Here is a 16,698-nt window from a genome sequence, read left to right as displayed (position 1 = left end):
CTCGCCGGCCCTTCTCTTTTATGGCGGCCCTTACAAGGCGTCGCCTTTGCGAACCCCTCAACCAACAGGAGATCGCGACATGACCACCCCGCAAAGCCCGCTGAACACACCGGAAGGCCAAGCCCAGCTGCTGCAGGATCTACTCAGCGCTGAACGCGCGGGCGCCAAGGTTGCCGGTGAGTCGCTACAACAGCCGTGCACACCGGAACAACGGCAGCTGCTCGAGCAGGTCCGCCAAGGGGAGATCGAGAGCTGCAAGCTGCTGCTCAACTGCCTGCAGCACCTGGGCCTGGAACCCAACAAGGACACCGGAGCCTTCTACGGCAAGGCCATGGCTATTGAGTCGCTGGACGAGCGCCTGCCGTTCGTCGACAAGGGCCAGCAGTGGGTGATCCGCAAACTGCGGGAATATCTGCCCGGCTGCCAGGACCCAGTGTTGCGCAGCGAGCTGGAAAGAATGCTGCAGATTCACGAGGAAAACAGCGCCGCCTCCCACGGGTGATCCGCAACGCCCCGAGCTATGTCAGAAACACAGGCGAAACAGCCGGGCCACGGCAAAACAACGGCGAAAAATCGGCGCTTACCAGTAGCAGATCAGCGGCTCGCTACTCACCTGCCTGCCGATACGGCAGCGCCTGTCGTGCATCCTCGGCGTAAGCCAGTATCCCGGCACGTTCCTGCAGCAGAAAATCCGCCACCGCCGCACGCAAGCCCGGATGCTGCAGGTAATGCCAGGACCGGGTGATGACCGGCTCAAAGCCCCGAATGAGCTTGTGTTCGCCCTGCGCTCCTGCGTCGAAGCGCTGCAACCCGTCGGCGATTGCTTGGTCGATACCTTGGTAGAAGCAGGTCTCGAAGTGCAGCCGGTCGAACTCCGCCAGACAACCCCAGTAGCGGCCATACAGGCCTTGTTCGTTGCGCAGGCTGAAGGCCATCGCCACCGGCCGCGAACCCTGCAGGGCCAGCACCACACGAATCGCCTGCGGCATGCGTTCGGCCAGCAGGCTGAAAAACTGGCGGGTCAGGTACGGAGTCTGCCCGCGGACCTGATAAGTGTTGGCGTAGCAGGCATAGACGAAATCCCATTCCGCTTCGCAGAGCTGATGGCCTTCGCGCCAATCGAACGTGATGCCCTGCCCTGCGACCTGTTCGCGTTCCTTGCGTAGCTGCTTGCGCTTGCGCGAGGTCAGTGCGTCAAGAAAATCCTGAAAGTCGCGATAGCCGCGGTTATGCCAATGAAACTGACAGCCGATGCGCTCCAACCAGCCGTCCCGGCCCGCCAGCAGCTGGTCAGCCTCGGGCTCGGTGAAATTCACGTGCAGCCCGGAGAGCTCGTGCCGCTCCAGCCCATCGGTCAGCACATCGAGCAGTGCCCCTGCGCTTTCCACATCACCCAGCAATCGGCCGCCAGTGACCGGAGTAAACGGCACTGCGCAGAGCAGCTTGGGGTAGTAGCCGATACCGGCGCGCTGGCAGGCATCCGCCCAGGCCCAGTCGAACACGTACTCACCGTAGGAATGGCTCTTGCGATACAACGGCAACGCCGCCTGCAACTCACCCAGCTCGTTACGCAACAGGACATGGGCGGGCTGCCAGCCACTGCGCCCGCCCACACTGCCGCTGTCTTCCAGCGATGAGAGGAAGGCATGGCGCAGGAAGGGCTGGGTATCGGCCAGCAAGGCATCCCATTCGGCGGGATCGAGTTCGGCGAGGCGGTGCAGGGTCTGGATAGGCATGGATCGCAGTCTGGCCTGTCGCGCAGACGAAAAAAAGCCCCGCCAAGGCGGGGCTCAAATGGAGCATCACGGATGAGGGTGATGTTTAGAACACGTACTGGGCACGCAGGCTGATGGCATCGCCATCGTCGTCGCCGTTGGCGTTGACCACGTCATCCACACTGGTCTTCAGGTAGTTGGCCGAGAGCTTGACCGACTCGTTGGCGTACCAGTTGAGACCGATGGTGTGAGTCTTCGCACCTGCTTCTGCGCTATCCAGGGCACCGACATAACCGCTCGGTGCAACACCGGTTTCATCGACGGTGATGTCGTCGAAGCGGTAGAACACTTCCCAGGCACCGATCTGCTTGTTCTCCGGCTTGATCTTGTCGAACTTGCCGCCATCGAGCTTGTAGGAGCGCGACTCACCGGTGAGGGTGTACGCCAGCTGGACGTTGTAGCCGGTGGCTTCGAGGTCTTCGAAACCTTCCATGGCGTCGACGGTACGGGTCAGGTATTCGCCCTGCACCGAGAACGGGCCGATCATGTAGGCCGCCTCCAGGCCCCAGGCCTGATCGGTGCCGTCGGTGCGAGTGCCGCCGAAGGTGGCGCGGTTGCCGTTGGCACTGTCTTCGGTGGTGCCACGCACGGACAGGCGCGGACGAATGCGTTCCAGGTAACCTTCTTCCAGGTCACGCTGACCGAAGCTCGCGCCCAAGTGCAGCACCTGGTCCTTCTCGACGATCGGAGCTACCACGCCACGCAGCACGAAGCTGGTGTTGTTGGCGCCATCTTCGTCCTCGAGCATGTCGACGCCGTCGCCACCATCCTGACGATAGGCACCGGCCTCGCCGTGGAACATGCCGACAGTGGTACGCACGCGGATGCCTTCGCCGTCTTCGTGGTCGTTCAGCCAGGGCGCCAGGTCATAGATCGCAGAGCGCTCGATGGCGGTGATCCACTTCGAGCTGACCGCCTCCTCCAGGCCGAATGTCGGAATGATACGGCCAATCGAAACCTGGACCGGCTCCCAGCCGTTGTAGTGGATGGCCAGCTCTTGCCAATCGCTGGAATCGTTGCCAAAGTTGCGGTGGAAGGTGTAGCCCCAATCGGTGAAGGCAACACCGGAAATCTCCAGACGCGCACGACGGAAATAGGTCTCGTCTGCGCGCTCGCCGTTCTGGGTGTAGAAACCATCGAAGCTGTCGGCATCAGCCTGCAGGCGGCCATTGATCTTGAACGAGAACTCCTTGTCGGTGGTTCCGACCTCCAGGCCGCCCTTGGTCTTGATAACGAGATCGGCGCCGTCGGTGGTGACGGTACCGGCGAAAGCCTGGGCGGAAACGGCCAGAGCCAGAGCGCTGGCAGCGAAACCGGCGAAGTGCTTACGGATCATCCAAAATTCCCCTTTATGTTTAGCGTCGGAAACACACGAGATGGGCTCTTTGTGTTCGGGGGAATCTTGGCGACGGTGTATGTCAGCCAAATGGCTGATATGTAAAGATTTTATGACAGCGGAACTAATCGCCTAAGCGCGTCATAAAGCGCACTGAGCGGCGGTGGCGCTCAGCCATTCAGCTTGCGCTCGCTAGGGCGACGGGCACCGGCGACCAGTTTGTCGACGGCCTTCGCCGCTGCAACCATGCCGAAACTGGCGGTCACCATGGTCACTGCGCCGAAGCCTCCGGCGCAGTCGAGCTTTACCCCCTCGCCAACGAAGCTCTTGCTCTGGCACACGCCGCCGTCCGGCTTCGGGTAGCGCAACTGCTCGGTGGAAAACACGCACGGCACGCTGTAGGTGCGCCCCGGCGTGCGCGAGAAGTTGTATTCGCGCCGCAGCAGCGAACGCACCTTGGCCGCCAACGGATCGTTGAAGGTCTTGTTCAGGTCGGCGACCTGGATCTGCGTCGGATCCACCTGCCCTCCGGCGCCGCCGGTGGTGATGATCTGGATCTTGCGACGCTTGCACCAGGCGATCAGCGCCGCCTTGGCCGGCACACTGTCGATGCAGTCGATGACGCAGTCCATGTCTTCGGTGATGTACTCAACCATCGTCTCGCGGGTGACGAAATCCGCCACCGCATGAACCTGGCATGCCGGGTTGATAGCGCGAATACGCGCGGCCATCTCGTCCACCTTGGCCTTGCCCACAGCGCCATCGAGGGCGTGGATCTGCCGATTGGTGTTGGTGACGCACACATCGTCCAGGTCGAACAGGCTGATCTCGCCAACCCCGCTTCGTGCCAGCGCCTCGGCCGCCCACGAGCCGACACCACCGATGCCGACCACCGCCACATGCGCAGTTGTCAGCCGCTCGAGGCCGACGCGGCCATACAGGCGGGCAATGCCGCCGAAACGCTGATCATCGATAGACATGCCGACTCCCCGGAAAAAACCTGGCGATTATAAGACCTCACGACGCCGCGACCACTGCATCCGGCCGTCACCGCAGCTGCGGCTTTGCTTTAATATGGCGCCCTTTCCCCGCCGCACCGGAGCCGTAATGACCGCGCCTGCCCTCTCCCCGACGCTCGAACTCGCCTGCGAGCTGATCAATCGCCCATCGGTGACGCCGCTGGATGAAGGCTGCCAGCAGCTGATGACCCAGCGCCTGGCGGCCTGCGGCTTCTCCATCGAGCCGATGCATATCGAGGACGTGGAAAACTTTTGGGCGATTCGCGGCAACGAAGGCCCGGTGCTGTGCTTCGCCGGCCACACTGACGTGGTCCCTACCGGCCCGCTGCAGGCTTGGCAGAACCCGCCGTTCAGCGCGCGCATTGATGAGCAGGGCATGCTGCACGGACGCGGCGCGGCAGACATGAAAGGCAGCCTGGCAGCCATGGTCGTGGCGGTGGAGCGCTTCACCGCCGATCATCCGCAGCACAAAGGGCAGATCGCTTTTCTCATCACCAGCGACGAAGAAGGCCCGGCGCACCACGGCACCAAGGCCGTGGTCGAGCGCCTGCGCGAACGTGGCCAGCGCCTGGACTGGTGCATCGTCGGCGAACCGTCAAGCACGACGCTGGTAGGCGACGTGGTGAAGAACGGTCGCCGCGGCTCGCTGGGCGGCACACTCACCGTGCGCGGCCAGCAGGGCCATGTCGCCTATCCGCATCTGGCGAAGAATCCGATCCACCTGGCTGCGCCGGCGCTGGCAGAACTGGCCGCGGAGCATTGGGACGATGGTAATGCCTTCTTCCCGCCGACCAGCTTCCAGATCTCCAACCTGAACGCCGGCACCGGCACGACCAACGTGATTCCCGGCACGCTGGAAGCAGTATTCAACTTCCGCTTCTCCACCGAATCCACCGTCGAGCAGCTCAAGCAACGCACCGCGGCGATTCTCGACAAGCACGGCCTGGACTGGAACGTCGAGTGGGCCCTGTCCGGCCTGCCCTTCCTCACCGAGCCGGGCGCGCTGCTCGACGGCGTGGCCAAGGCGATCCGCAGCGTTACCGGCCGTGAGACCACACCATCCACCAGCGGCGGCACCTCGGATGGCCGCTTTATCGCCACCCTCGGTACGCAGGTGGTCGAACTCGGCCCGGTGAATGCGACCATCCACCAGGTCGACGAGCACATCCTCGCCAGCGATCTCGATCTGCTCACCGACATCTACTATCTGACCCTGGTGAACCTGCTCGCATGCTGATCTGCCCGATCTGCCAGGCGCCGTTGAGTGCGCTCGACAACGGTGTAGCCTGCCCGGCCAACCACCGTTTCGACCGCGCGCGCCAGGGTTACCTGAACCTGCTCCCAGTGCAGCACAAGAACAGCCGCGACCCCGGCGACAACCAGGCCATGGTCGAAGCACGGCGACGCTTTCTCGACGGCGGCCACTACGCGCCGCTGGCCCGGCGCTTGGCCGGACTGGCCGCCGAGCGAGCACCGCAACGCTGGCTGGATATCGGCTGTGGCGAGGGCTACTACACCGCGCAAATCGCCGACGCATTGCCGCACGCGGACGGCTATGCCCTGGACATCTCTCGCGAGGCGATCAAGCGCGCCTGCAAGCGGGCGCCACAGCTGGAATGGCTGGTCGCGAGCATGGCCCGGGTGCCGTTGGCCGATGCCAGTTGCGATCTGCTGGCCAGCGTGTTCAGCCCGCTGGACTGGCAGGAAGCGCGACGCCTGCTCACGCCCGGCGGCGGACTGCTGCGCATGGGGCCGACCCGCGAGCATCTGTGGGAGCTGCGCGCGCGGCTCTACGACGAGGTGCGCGACTACGATGACGAGAAGCACCTGTCGCTGATTCCCGAAGGCATGCGCCTGGCCCATAGCGAAACCCTCAGCTACGAGCTGCAACTGGACGATGCCCAAGCCCGTGCCGACCTGCTGGCGATGACCCCGCATGGCTGGCGCGCCAGCGCCGAACGCCGTGCGGCGGTGATCGAAAGTCACCTCAGCGTGCGGGTTGCGATACGCTACGACTGGATCGAACGCACGTCCTAGCATTCGTCTTTTGCTCGACCACTGAAGAACCTTGCTTCACCACATAAGGCAGTCGCCCATGCGTCAACCCGATATCGAGATCTACCTCAGGGATGCCAGCCAACAAGCGGTTGGTGAATGGCTGGCCCAGGCCATCGGTCCGTGCACGGACTGGCAGCAGAAAGGCCAGACCTTCAAGTGCAGCGCCGCCGGGATTCCAGTGACCTGGCTGCCGAAGGCGGTGGGCAAATGGCATTGCCTGCTGCTGGAAAGCGACGCCACGCCTTGGGCGGACGACCTCGCTTGCGCCCGCGCCGCTCACGCCGCCTTGGGCGTGGAGATCCGTTGCGCGCCGGGCGGCTGGCAGGAAGAGGAAGCCGTCGAAGTGGCCGACCGCTGGATCCGCATCAGCGATGACGGCGAAGAGGAGATCGTCTGGCACACGGGCTGACCGCGGCCTTCTTCATCGCTTATCGGTGCCGGGCTGAACTACCCGGCGCGTAGAAAACAAAGCCCGTCACATGGACGGGCTTTGTCATTGTGCAACCGAAGTCAGACGCCGGCGACGTCTTCGGCCTGCAGGCCCTTCTGGCCCTGAGTCACCGAAAACTCCACCTGCTGCCCTTCGGCCAGCGAGCGGTGGCCGTCGCCACGGATGGCGCGGTAATGCACGAACACGTCGGCGCCATTACCCCGCTGAATGAATCCGTAGCCTTTTGCATCGTTGAACCATTTGACGGTTCCTGTCTCGCGCTCAGCCATTACCACTTCTCCAACTCGCTTTTTGTTATTCCTCGGAAGAGGGGTCTACGACCGCGTCTCGTGCAGTTGCTTCAGCGCAAATGCGACTCGAACGCAGCCGTTGCCGGAGTATAAAACAACGATTTTGGCTGTCAGCCTCTTTTTTCCAAGGCCCTTTCTTGTCTCTGCGCCAGCCCCGATCAGCGCCGGGGCAGGCGCTTGGATCAGGCGCTGCGCCGGCGGCGCCACAGCCACAACGCCAGCACGCCCAGCGTCAGCACCAACGGCACCAGAGCGATATTGGCGAACTTGAGCGTACGCCCGAGCGCCTCGATGTCGGCGTTGAGCTGGTAGCGCACCTCGCGCAGTTCCTTGCGGATACGCACCTTTTCCTGCATGAACTGGCGTAACGCCTGCTCCTGCTCAGCGGTCAGTTCCAGCGCCTGCTCCGGGTCCGGGCTCTGCAGCTCGGCAAGCTTCTGCTCGGTATCGGCCAGGCGTTGCTGCAGGACCTCTTCCTTCTCGCGGAAGCGGTTCTCGGCCTGACGCTGCAAGGCCTCCACCACCACGAACGGGCGGGTGAAGCGACCGCGAGAGCGCACGCTGATCAGCGCATCGGTGCCGGACAGATTGTCCAGCGCGTTGATCACGAAGGCCCCGTTGTCGGCCCAGGGCTGCGGGATGCGCTGACCGAAGAAGTCCTGCACCTGCACCCACATCCGATCACTCAACATATCGGTGTCGGCCACCGCGATGACATTGATGTTCTGGCTCTCCTGAATGCCCTTCTCCCGACCCTCAATGCCGTCAGGGAACGCTGTCTTCGCCGGGCCCTGGATGCGTGCCGCCAGGGTATAGCGCTCGCCGGTCGGCTCCAGACCGAGCAGCAGGGTTTCCGGGTTGTCCAGCGTGGCAAAGCGCTCGGCCTCGACCGGCATGCTGTACTCGGAACTGCTGAACAGCGGCGTGAAACGCGTCGTCGCATCTTCCAGTGGCTCGAGAATGCCGGCGCTGGCCACGGTGATGTTCTCCAACGCCGCGGTGGTCACGTCATCCTGGTCCAGCGCGCTGCGCGGCAGGCTCAACCAGCCCGCATGGCGCACCGGATGGCGTTCCGCGCCCATGCCCACCGACATGGCATAGGCCCCGTCGGCCAATGCGCGCTGCGGCACCATGCGCACGCCCCAGGCCTTGAACAGCGGCTCGAGGTCCGAGGCACGCTCCTCGCCGAACTCGCCCGGGCCGATGCCCATGCCCGGGTCCGCTTCGCTATGCGGATCGAGGAACACCAGCAGCTTGCCGCCACGCAGGACGAACTGGTCGATGGCGTATAGCGTCTGCTCCGGGAGATCCTTCGGATGAATCAGCAGCAGCACCGATACGTTGGTCGGGATCAGGTCCACATCACGACGCAGGCTCTCGATATGGAACAGCTGGCGGACCTCCTCCAGCACCATCCACGGCGGCGTCGCCTGTTGTGTGCGCATGTCGAAGCCACCGGTCAGCTGCAATCCGGACAGCACACCGACCACCGGCAGTTCACCGGCTGCCAGGCTCTGCACCAAGCGGCTGATTTCGTATTCGAGGAACTCCTCCTGATCCAGCGGGAAGAACGGGATGATCTGCGTGCCGCCCTCGGCGTTGGTTCCAGCCAGACCGAAGTAGACCTTGTCGCCGCCCTGGTTGAGCGGTACCGCCTGCAGACCAAACTCGGCCGCGCGGTCCTCCTCCTCGGAAAACGGTTGCGGGTCGATCACGTGCAGCTTGAGCTTGCCGCCGGAAGCACGCTGATAGGCCTTGAGCATCTCCTCGACACGACGCGCGTAGTTACGCAGCGCTACCAGGTCCTTGGCGGTCTCGTCCGAATAGAAGAAGTGCAGTTCGATAGGCGTCTGCAAGCCATCGAGAATGCGCTCGGTCCCCTCGGAGATGGTGTAGAGCTTCTGCTCGGTCAGATCGAGCCGGGCATTGGTCAGAAGCGTGCCGGAAAGACCGTTGAACGCCAGGAAGGCCAGCGCGATCAGCAGCAGCCCGGCACCGGAATAGATGAGTCGTTTCATATCTGTTCCCTCAGGCGGCTTTCTTCAGATCGACGACCACCGCAGTGGCCGCCAGCCAGGCGACGATCAGCGTGACGAAATACAGCAGGTCACGCAGGTCGATCACACCCTTGCTGATGGAATCGAAACGGATCAGGAAGCTCAGCGAAGCCACCGCATCGATCAGCCACTGCGGGGCCCAGGCAAGCGCATCGAGCACCATCGGCAGGCCGCTGACGATAAACAGGAAGCACACCGCTACCGAGAGGATGAAGGCGATCACCTGATTCTTCGCCAGCGCCGACATGCAGGAACCGATCGCCAGAAAGGCACCGGCCAGCAGCCAGCTGCCGAGGTAGCCGGCGACGATCACGCCGTTGTCCGGCTCGCCCAGGTAGTTGACGGTGATGACCATCGGAAACGTCAGCAGCAAGGCGATCCCGGCGAACACCCAGGCAGCGAGGAACTTGCCGCCAACCGCTTCGAAACGGGTGATCGGCAAGGTCATCAGCAATTCGATGGAGCCCGACTTGCGCTCCTCTGCCCACAGGCGCATGGCGATCGCCGGCACCAGGAACAGATAGAGCCAGGTATGGAAGCTGAAGAATGGCGTCAGATCAGCCTGGCCGCGCTCGTAGAAGCCGCCCAGGTAGAAGGTGAAGACCCCGGACAGCACCAGAAAGATGACGATGAATACATAGGCGAGCGGGGTGGCGAAGTAGCTGCCCAACTCACGCTTGAAGATAACCGGCAACTGGGTCATAGCGACTCCCCACGGGTCAGGTTACGGAACACCTCATCCAACCGGCCGCGCTCGACGTCCAGCTCCCTCACCACCCAACCCTGCTGAGTGATCAGCGCGTTGACCTGCGGAAAGATCACCTGCCCCGGCTGCGCCAGCACCGTCAGGCTGTGCTCGCGCTCGTTGCGCTCGACCCCGGCGACACCCGGCAGCGCGGCCAGGGCGACATCATCCAAGGGGCCGTCGCTGACCAGCGTGACCGCCTGGTGATACTTCGAACGGCTTTCCAGCTCCAGCGGCGTGCCGTCGGCCACCAGCCTGCCGTGGGCGATCACCACCGCGCGGGTGCACACCGCGCTGACCTCTTCGAGAATGTGCGTGGAAATGATGACGATCTTGTCCTGCGCCAGGCCCTGGATCAGCTGCCGCACCTGATGCTTCTGGTTCGGATCGAGGCCATCGGTAGGCTCGTCGAGAATCAGCACCTTGGGGTCATGCAGAATTGCCTGCGCTAGGCCGACGCGGCGCTTGAAGCCTTTGGACAGCGTCTCGATGGACTGTCCCAGCACATTCTCCAGCTCTACCTGCGCCACTGCGGCTTCGACCCGCTGGCGCTTGTCCGCACCGCGAAAGCCACGAACCTCGGCGATGAACTCGAGAAAGCTGCGAACGGTCATGTCGCCATAACAGGGGGCGCCCTCGGGCAGATAGCCGATCTGTCGCTGGGCCTGCAATCTCTGAGTCTGGATGTCGTGGCCGAGAATGCTGGCAGTGCCGGAGGTCGGCGCGAGAAAGCCGGTCAGCATCTTCATCGTGGTGGATTTTCCCGCGCCATTCGGGCCGAGGAAACCCAGCACCTCGCCACGCTGGACCTGGAACGACAGGTCGTCTACCGCCGTGTGCTGGGCGAAACGCTTGGTCAGGTTGCTTATTTCGATCATGGACTCTCACCAGTGCGCTGAAGGCCTGGCGCGCCGCCCGTGCGACACGGCCCAGACCCTGCAAAAATGCCGGCGGAACTATAAGAACAGCTACCGGACGAATGCAACCGGGCCAGCAGCATGGATAGCTTGCCGAAAGTTGCAGGATTGGCAGCCTAGACGCCCTTCCCATCAGGTTACTATCCGCCGGCAAGTGCTTCTGTCTGACTCAATGTTGCGCGGTGTCAGCTGCATCGACCTACGCTAGCCCGCAGCATCCGCCTTCCATACTCCGGTGTCCGTCGTGCCTGTCCTGCTGCTGTCTCTGCTACTGCTCGCTTCCCCCGGCTTCGCCTATGCGGACGATGGGACGATTGCCCGTCTGTTCGAACGTGCGGGCGTCGAGGGGACACTGGTGATCGAGTCGGCCACCACCGGCCAGCGCTACGTGCACAACGAGGCCCGCGCAAAGCAGCCGTTCACCGCCGCATCCACCTTCAAGGTGCTGAACACCCTGATCGCGCTGGAGGAAGGTGCCATTACCAGGGCGGACGAGGTCATCGCGTGGGACGGCACCCACTACGAGATCGAAGACTGGAACCGCGACCAGACCTTGAAAAGCGCATTCAGGGTCAGTTGCGTCTGGTGCTACCAGTGGCTGGCCCAGCGGGTGGGCGCGGCAGTCTATCCGCGCCACATCCGCCAGGCACACTACGGACAGCTGCGCGAGCCCTTCAATGGCACCGAGTTCTGGCTGGATGGCTCGCTGAGCATCAGCGCCGAACAGCAGGTCGCATTTCTCCAGCGCATCGTCGAGCGCAGCCTCCCGTACCGTTCGAGCAGTTACGACACCCTCAAGACCATCATGCTCGTCGACAGCACGCCGGCTTACCGCCTGTATGCCAAGACCGGCTGGGCTACCCGCAGCACGCCGGGTATCGGCTGGTATGTCGGCTATGTCGAGCTGGACGAGAATACCTGGCTGTTCGCCTTGAACATCGATACCCGCGGCGCCACGGATCTGCCGCTGCGCCAGCAGATCGTTCTGCAGGCACTGCGCGCCAAAGGGCTTCTTCCGCCACGCTGAGGGCGGCACGGCAGCTCGCTTGCAGCGTGCATCGCCACATCTCCCTACCGCAAAGGCACTACACTGGCAAAAGGCCGTCATCCCGCAACCACGCTGTGACAACCGTGTCATCCAAACCACCGAGTTGGAGTACCGTCATGAACAGATCGCTTCTGGCTGTGCTGGCGCTGGGATCGTTGCTCAGCGGTTGTGGCTCGACCCATCTCTACCCCAATGATGTACCGCCCAGCTCGCTACGGTTGGTTCAGGTCGTCGACGTTGCAAGCAGCGCCGCGTTGGCACAAGACAAGATATTCCTTGCCGAGCTCGAGCGAACCGGCATACCTCGCAGCGATATCCGCGACGGTCACATCATCATCGGGCGCGTCTATTGCTGTGGCGGCAGCGCAGAATACCCAACGCGCCAGTACGCTTTCGTACCCGCCTCGCTTGTCATCGAGCCTCTCGATATCGTCGAAGTACGCGCCGGCACCCCGCCGTCGAGTGGCAACCGCGCAACAGCCAACCGGGTGACTCGCATCGTTCAGAAGCACGATGCACCGACCAGGCAGTGCGCCTGGGTTCCGCCAGATCCAGGCCTATGGATGCGCGTGCTGTATTGCGAATGGATGGTGGAACAAGGCTGGATCGAGCAGACGGGCTGGAATCACACCTGGCTGAAGCCCACCGCAACGCCTGACGAATGAGCTGCCACAATTGGGCCGCAGCACGCCTGCGTCAGCAGGCCGCCCTGAACTACTCGAATGGCAGCCTCTATACTCACAGGACGGTGCGGATCGTGACCTGTGATCCGCGTTTCATGTCACCAACGAGCCCTATCTCATGAACAGAACAGTTCTTATCACCCTGGCCGCCGCCACGATTGCAGTTGCCACGGCAAGCCATGCGCAAGGCCCTGGGCAGGAAGGCAAAGGCAAGAATCGTTACGAGCAGAGCCAGCCAGCTGGCAAGGGACAGGCGGAGAAATCCAAGGCAAACGAACGACGTGAAACGCTCCAGCAAAAGGAGCGGGAGACTGTTCAGCAACGCGATCGCGCGCGTGAGCATCAAACAGACGGCAAAGGCCTGGAGAAACAGCAGGACAAGAAACAGGGCCAGGTCCAGAAGGAACTGGAGCGCGGTTCGGAACAGGGACAGGAATCACGCGAAGAACGACGCAAATGGTGGCGATTCTGGGGCAACGAATAATCGATGTACCGGCGGCATCGCTACCCGAGCGCCGCCAGCTGAGCTGAATACCGCCGAAGGGTTTGTTGAGACCAAACAAACCCGGCGGCACGCCCGTTGCTGCTTTTGCGGTGTGGTTCTGCTTGCGGCACACTTGCCGCCTTCGAGGGCACCGCCCCCTTCCCAAGCCGAATCTGTCGTATGACCCGCTCCCCCATTCGCCGTCTGATTTTCTCCGTGCTGCGCCGCGTTCTGTATTTCTGGGTGCGCTCGGAAACCATCAACCAGTCCGCCTTCACCCTCAAGCTCGATCGCAGCAAGCCGGTGTTCTACGTACTGCAACAGTCCTCACTGAGCGACCTCGCCGTGCTTGACGTCGAATGCACCAAGGCCGGGCTGCCGCGCCCCGTGGCTGATGTTGCGGTGGGCGAGCACGTGGAGCCGGCCGCTTTCTTCTTTCTCAACCCGGCCGCGAGCTGGTTCGGCCGGCGTACGCGGCTGGTGGCCCCGCCGGCGCTGGTGCGCCTGGTCGGTGCGCTGGAACACAACGCGGTAGAGAACGCGCAGATCATCCCGGTCAGCGTGTTCTGGGGGCAGTCGCCAAATCGTGAAACCAGCGCCTGGAAGCTGCTGTTCGCCGACAGCTGGGCGGTCACCGGGCGCCTGCGCAAACTGCTCAGCATTCTGGTGCTGGGGCGCAAGACCCGCGTGCAGTTCTCCGCACCAATCCAGCTCAACGAGCTGATCGCCCTGAACAAGGGTCACGAGCGTACCCTGCGCATGGTGCACCGCATGCTGCGCGTGCATTTCCGCAACCAGAAGACCGCGGTGATCGGGCCCGACCTTTCGCACCGGCGCAATCTGGTCAAAGGTCTGGTGCATGCACCACAGGTCCGGCAGGCGATCCGCGATGAGGCCGAACGCGAGAACATATCCATCGAGCGGGCCGAAGCCAGGGCGCTGCGCTACGGTAACGAGATCGCCTCCGACTACGCCTATACGGCCGTGCGCTTCCTGGAAGTGGTGCTGTCCTGGTTCTGGAACAAGATCTACGACGGTATCCGCGTCAACCATATCGAGCCTCTGCAGGAGGCCGTACGTGGCTATGAGGTGATCTATGTGCCCTGCCACCGCAGTCATATCGACTACCTGCTGCTGTCCTACCTGCTGTTCCGCAACGGCCTGACACCGCCACACATCGCCGCGGGTATCAATCTCAACATGCCGGTCATCGGCAGCCTGCTGCGCCGCGGCGGCGCTTTCTTCATGCGCCGCTCGTTCAAGGGCAACCCGCTGTACACCTCGGTGTTCAACGAATACCTGCATACCCTGTTCAGCCGCGGCTTTCCGGTCGAGTACTTCGTCGAGGGTGGCCGCTCGCGTACCGGCCGCATGCTGCAGCCCAAGACCGGCATGCTGGCACTGACCCTGCGCAGCTACCTGCGCTCGTCGCGCCTGCCGATCCTCTTCGTGCCGGTGTACATCGGCTACGAAAGGGTGCTGGAAGGCCGCACCTACCTTGGCGAACTGCGCGGCGCGGCGAAGAAAAAGGAGTCAATTTTCGACATCTTCAAGGTCATCGGCGCACTCAAGCAGCGCTTCGGTCAGGTCTGGGTCAACTTCGGCGAACCGCTCAAGCTCAATGAATTCCTCGAACAGGAGCAACCCGGCTGGCGCCAGCAGAGCCACACGCCGGACTTCCGTCCCGAATGGCTGAACGACACGACCAATCGCCTGGCCGAGCGCATCGCTCAACGCCTGAACGAGGCGGCGGCGGTCAATCCGGTCAATCTGGTGGCGCTGGCGATGCTCTCAACCAGCCGCCAGGCGCTGGATCAGCAATCCCTGGCGCGCATTCTCGATCTTTACCAGACCCTGCTGCGTGCGGTGCCCTACTCGCCGCACACCACGTTGCCGGAAGGCGACGGCAACGCGCTGATCGCCTATGTGAAGAGCCTCGACCTGCTCGCCGAACAGAAGGATGCCCTGGGCAACATCCTCTATCTGGACGAGCAGAACGCTGTCCTGATGACCTACTACCGCAACAACGTGATGCACATCTTCGCCCTGCCGGCGCTGCTGGCGAGCTTCTTCCAGAGCAGTTCGCGCATCAGCCGCGAGCAGATTCAGCGTTTCACCGAGGCGCTGTATCCGTATCTGCGTGCCGAGCTGTTCATCCGCTGGGAAGTCGAAGAGCTGGAAGCGGTGGTCGACCAGTGGCTGGCTGCGTTCGTCGAACAGGGCCTGCTCAAGGTGGACGGCCAACACTACGTGCGTCCCGCCCCAAGCTCCCGCCAGTTCGTGCTGCTGACGCTGCTCGCGCGGGTGGTCATGCAGACCCTGCAGCGCTTCTACATGGCCACCTCGCTGCTGCTCAACAGCGGGCAGAACAGCCTAACCGCCGAGGAACTGGAAACCCTTTGCACCGTCATGGCCCAGCGCCTGTCGATCCTGCACGGGCTCAACGCACCGGAGTTCTTCGACAAGACGCTGTTCCGTCATTTTATCCAGAGCATGCAGGAACAGGGCGTGGTCAGCCCGGACGAGAACGGCCGGCTCGGCTATCACGAAAAGCTCGCCGAACTCGCCGAGGGCGCAGCCAAGCGTGTGCTGCCGGCCGAGATTCGCCTGTCGATCCGCCAGGTGGCGCTGGAACGTCACGAGGACGAGACGGCACAACAGCCGAGCTAACGCTCCAGCAGACTGGCGTCGATCTGCTCGAGGCGGTTGACGCCGCACAGCGCCATCGCCGTGGCCAGTTCGGCCTGCAGGCTGGCCAGCAGGCGGACGACTGCCGCCTCGCCGCCGGCCGCCAGCGCCCAGGCCCAGGCCCAGGGGCGGCCGATCAGTACGCCCCGTGCACCCAGGGCAAGCGCGCGGAGCAGGTCGACACCGCTGCGAATGCCGCCATCGAGCAGAATCGGCAGCTGCCCGCCGAGCGTCGCGGCGACCGCCGGCAGCTGCTGAATGGTCGAAGCCACGCCGTCCAGCTGCCGGCCGCCGTGATTGGAAACGACGATGCCATCGACGTCGCAATCGAGCGCACGCAAGGCGTCGTCCGGTTCCATGATGCCCTTGAGCACCAGCCGCCCCGGCCATTGCGCGCGCAGCCAGCGGATGTCGTCCCAGCTCACGCGCGGATCGAACTGGGCGTCCAGCCAGGCCCTGAAGGCATGCAGGTCGCTGGGGTCGGCCACGCGGTCGCTGAGGTTGCCGAAATGATGCGGCTTGCCGCGAATCCCCACGTCGAGCAGCCAGCCGGGACGCTGCGCCAGTTGCATGGCCTTGGCGAGCCGACAGCGCCAGCTGGCATCGAGCATACCGTTGCGTATGTCGCGCCGGCGGATGCCGGCGACCGGCAGATCGACGGTGAACAGCAGCGTGTCGCAGCCGTTGCGACGCGCCTGCTGCAACAATCCCAGCACGGCCTCACGGTCACGCAGCATGTAGAGCTGGAACCAGCACTTCTGCGCATTGGCCGCATGCACCTCGGCCAGCGAGCAGATCCCCACCGTGGACAGACTGAACGGCACGCCGGCCGCCGCCGCGGCCCGCGCCGCCTGCACCTCACCGCGGCGTGCATAGAGGCCGGCCATGCCCAGCGGCGCCAGCGCCAACGGCATGCTGGCGGCCTGGCCGAGCAGTTCGCAGCGGGTGTCGACGTCGGCCACGTCGCGTAGCACGCGCTGGCGCAGGTTGAGGTGCTGAAAGTCCTGGCAGTTGGCGCGCAGGGTCTGCTCATCGTTCGCGCCGCCATCGATGTAATCGAACAGAAAGCGCGGCAGGCGCTGCCGGGCCAGGCGCCGGTAGTCGGCGCAGCTGGCGGCCAGGCGATAGGACGCAGGGTTCATGGCGC

16 protein-coding genes are annotated in these 16,698 nt (G+C 63.6%); 8 read left to right on the top strand and 8 right to left on the bottom strand.

Annotated features, from left to right (window positions below; all coding sequences use genetic code 11):
- Positions 1 to 79 precede the first annotated feature (79 nt).
- Positions 80 to 502, top strand: coding sequence for a DUF6306 domain-containing protein (locus BHD08_RS07445; protein WP_058064838.1), 423 nt, complete (start codon positions 80 to 82; stop codon positions 500 to 502).
- A gap of 103 nt (positions 503 to 605) precedes the next feature.
- Here BHD08_RS07445 and BHD08_RS07440 read toward each other — a convergent pair whose 3' ends face one another.
- From BHD08_RS07440 to tcdA, 3 genes are all read right to left on the bottom strand, one after another.
- On the bottom strand, positions 606 to 1,736 hold the full coding sequence (locus tag BHD08_RS07440; protein WP_125021335.1) for a GNAT family N-acetyltransferase: 1,131 nt from the start codon (positions 1,734 to 1,736) through the stop codon (positions 606 to 608).
- 85 nt (positions 1,737 to 1,821) lie between these two features.
- Positions 1,822 to 3,111 carry an OprO/OprP family phosphate-selective porin gene (locus tag BHD08_RS07435; RefSeq protein WP_015276477.1) on the bottom strand — a complete coding sequence of 430 codons (1,290 nt, stop codon included), beginning with the start codon at positions 3,109 to 3,111 and terminating at the stop codon, positions 1,822 to 1,824.
- 170 nt (positions 3,112 to 3,281) lie between these two features.
- The gene (gene tcdA / locus BHD08_RS07430) at positions 3,282 to 4,091 is read right to left on the bottom strand and encodes a tRNA cyclic N6-threonylcarbamoyladenosine(37) synthase TcdA (protein WP_125021334.1); all 810 of its coding nucleotides are present in this window, start codon (positions 4,089 to 4,091) and stop codon (positions 3,282 to 3,284) included.
- A 127-nt stretch (positions 4,092 to 4,218) separates the two neighbouring features.
- Between tcdA and dapE the strand changes: the two genes are divergently transcribed.
- Genes dapE through BHD08_RS07415 form a run of 3 tightly spaced genes read left to right on the top strand, consistent with a single transcriptional unit; the run spans position 4,219 to position 6,597 of the window.
- Positions 4,219 to 5,367 carry a succinyl-diaminopimelate desuccinylase gene (dapE, locus tag BHD08_RS07425; RefSeq protein ID WP_125021333.1) on the top strand — a complete coding sequence of 383 codons (1,149 nt, stop codon included), beginning with the start codon at positions 4,219 to 4,221 and terminating at the stop codon, positions 5,365 to 5,367.
- Positions 5,361 to 6,167, top strand: a complete 807-nt coding sequence (locus BHD08_RS07420) for a putative RNA methyltransferase (RefSeq protein WP_015276474.1) — start codon at positions 5,361 to 5,363, stop codon at positions 6,165 to 6,167. The genes dapE and BHD08_RS07420 overlap by 7 nt, the downstream gene beginning before the upstream one ends.
- A gap of 58 nt (positions 6,168 to 6,225) precedes the next feature.
- A complete protein-coding gene (locus BHD08_RS07415; RefSeq protein ID WP_015276473.1) occupies positions 6,226 to 6,597 on the top strand; it encodes a hypothetical protein in 372 nt (123 codons plus the stop codon).
- Positions 6,598 to 6,698: 101 nt separating this feature from the next.
- Here the strand turns inward: BHD08_RS07415 and BHD08_RS07410 are convergent, their stop codons facing one another.
- The 4 genes from BHD08_RS07410 to BHD08_RS07395 form a co-directional block, all read right to left on the bottom strand.
- Positions 6,699 to 6,908: a cold-shock protein gene (locus tag BHD08_RS07410; RefSeq protein WP_003283763.1), complete on the bottom strand. Its 210-nt coding sequence runs from the start codon at positions 6,906 to 6,908 to the stop codon at positions 6,699 to 6,701.
- Positions 6,909 to 7,111: 203 nt separating this feature from the next.
- Positions 7,112 to 8,947: a Gldg family protein gene (locus BHD08_RS07405; protein ID WP_015276472.1), complete on the bottom strand. Its 1,836-nt coding sequence runs from the start codon at positions 8,945 to 8,947 to the stop codon at positions 7,112 to 7,114.
- Positions 8,948 to 8,957: 10 nt separating this feature from the next.
- The gene (locus BHD08_RS07400) at positions 8,958 to 9,689 is read right to left on the bottom strand and encodes an ABC transporter permease subunit (RefSeq protein WP_015276471.1); all 732 of its coding nucleotides are present in this window, start codon (positions 9,687 to 9,689) and stop codon (positions 8,958 to 8,960) included.
- Entirely contained in the window at positions 9,686 to 10,609 is a 924-nt protein-coding gene (locus tag BHD08_RS07395) for an ABC transporter ATP-binding protein (protein ID WP_015276470.1), read from the bottom strand. Before BHD08_RS07395 ends, BHD08_RS07400 begins: the two co-directional genes overlap by 4 nt.
- A gap of 295 nt (positions 10,610 to 10,904) precedes the next feature.
- On the opposite strand from BHD08_RS07395, the gene blaOXA reads away from it, so the two are divergent.
- The 4 genes from blaOXA (at position 10,905) to plsB (ending at position 15,533) form a co-directional block, all read left to right on the top strand.
- Complete coding sequence (blaOXA, locus tag BHD08_RS07390; protein WP_375708243.1) at positions 10,905 to 11,675, top strand: class D beta-lactamase; 771 nt, start codon at positions 10,905 to 10,907, stop codon at positions 11,673 to 11,675.
- A gap of 137 nt (positions 11,676 to 11,812) precedes the next feature.
- Positions 11,813 to 12,361: a hypothetical protein gene (locus tag BHD08_RS07385; RefSeq protein WP_015276468.1), complete on the top strand. Its 549-nt coding sequence runs from the start codon at positions 11,813 to 11,815 to the stop codon at positions 12,359 to 12,361.
- A gap of 136 nt (positions 12,362 to 12,497) precedes the next feature.
- Positions 12,498 to 12,863, top strand: a complete 366-nt coding sequence (locus BHD08_RS07380) for a hypothetical protein (RefSeq protein WP_015276467.1) — start codon at positions 12,498 to 12,500, stop codon at positions 12,861 to 12,863.
- Positions 12,864 to 13,043: 180 nt separating this feature from the next.
- Positions 13,044 to 15,533, top strand: coding sequence for a glycerol-3-phosphate 1-O-acyltransferase PlsB (gene plsB, locus BHD08_RS07375; RefSeq protein WP_125021332.1), 2,490 nt, complete (start codon positions 13,044 to 13,046; stop codon positions 15,531 to 15,533).
- Here the strand turns inward: plsB and BHD08_RS07370 are convergent.
- Positions 15,530 to 16,693, bottom strand: coding sequence for an L-lactate dehydrogenase (locus BHD08_RS07370; protein ID WP_125021331.1), 1,164 nt, complete (start codon positions 16,691 to 16,693; stop codon positions 15,530 to 15,532). The two genes, plsB and BHD08_RS07370, sit on opposite strands and share 4 nt — an antisense overlap.
- Positions 16,694 to 16,698: the final 5 nt, after the last annotated feature.

The organism is Pseudomonas sp. SCT (genome assembly GCF_003864275.1).
GTDB lineage: Bacteria > Pseudomonadota > Gammaproteobacteria > Pseudomonadales > Pseudomonadaceae > Stutzerimonas > Stutzerimonas stutzeri_AE.
This window is presented reverse-complemented; position numbering and strand designations above follow the sequence as displayed.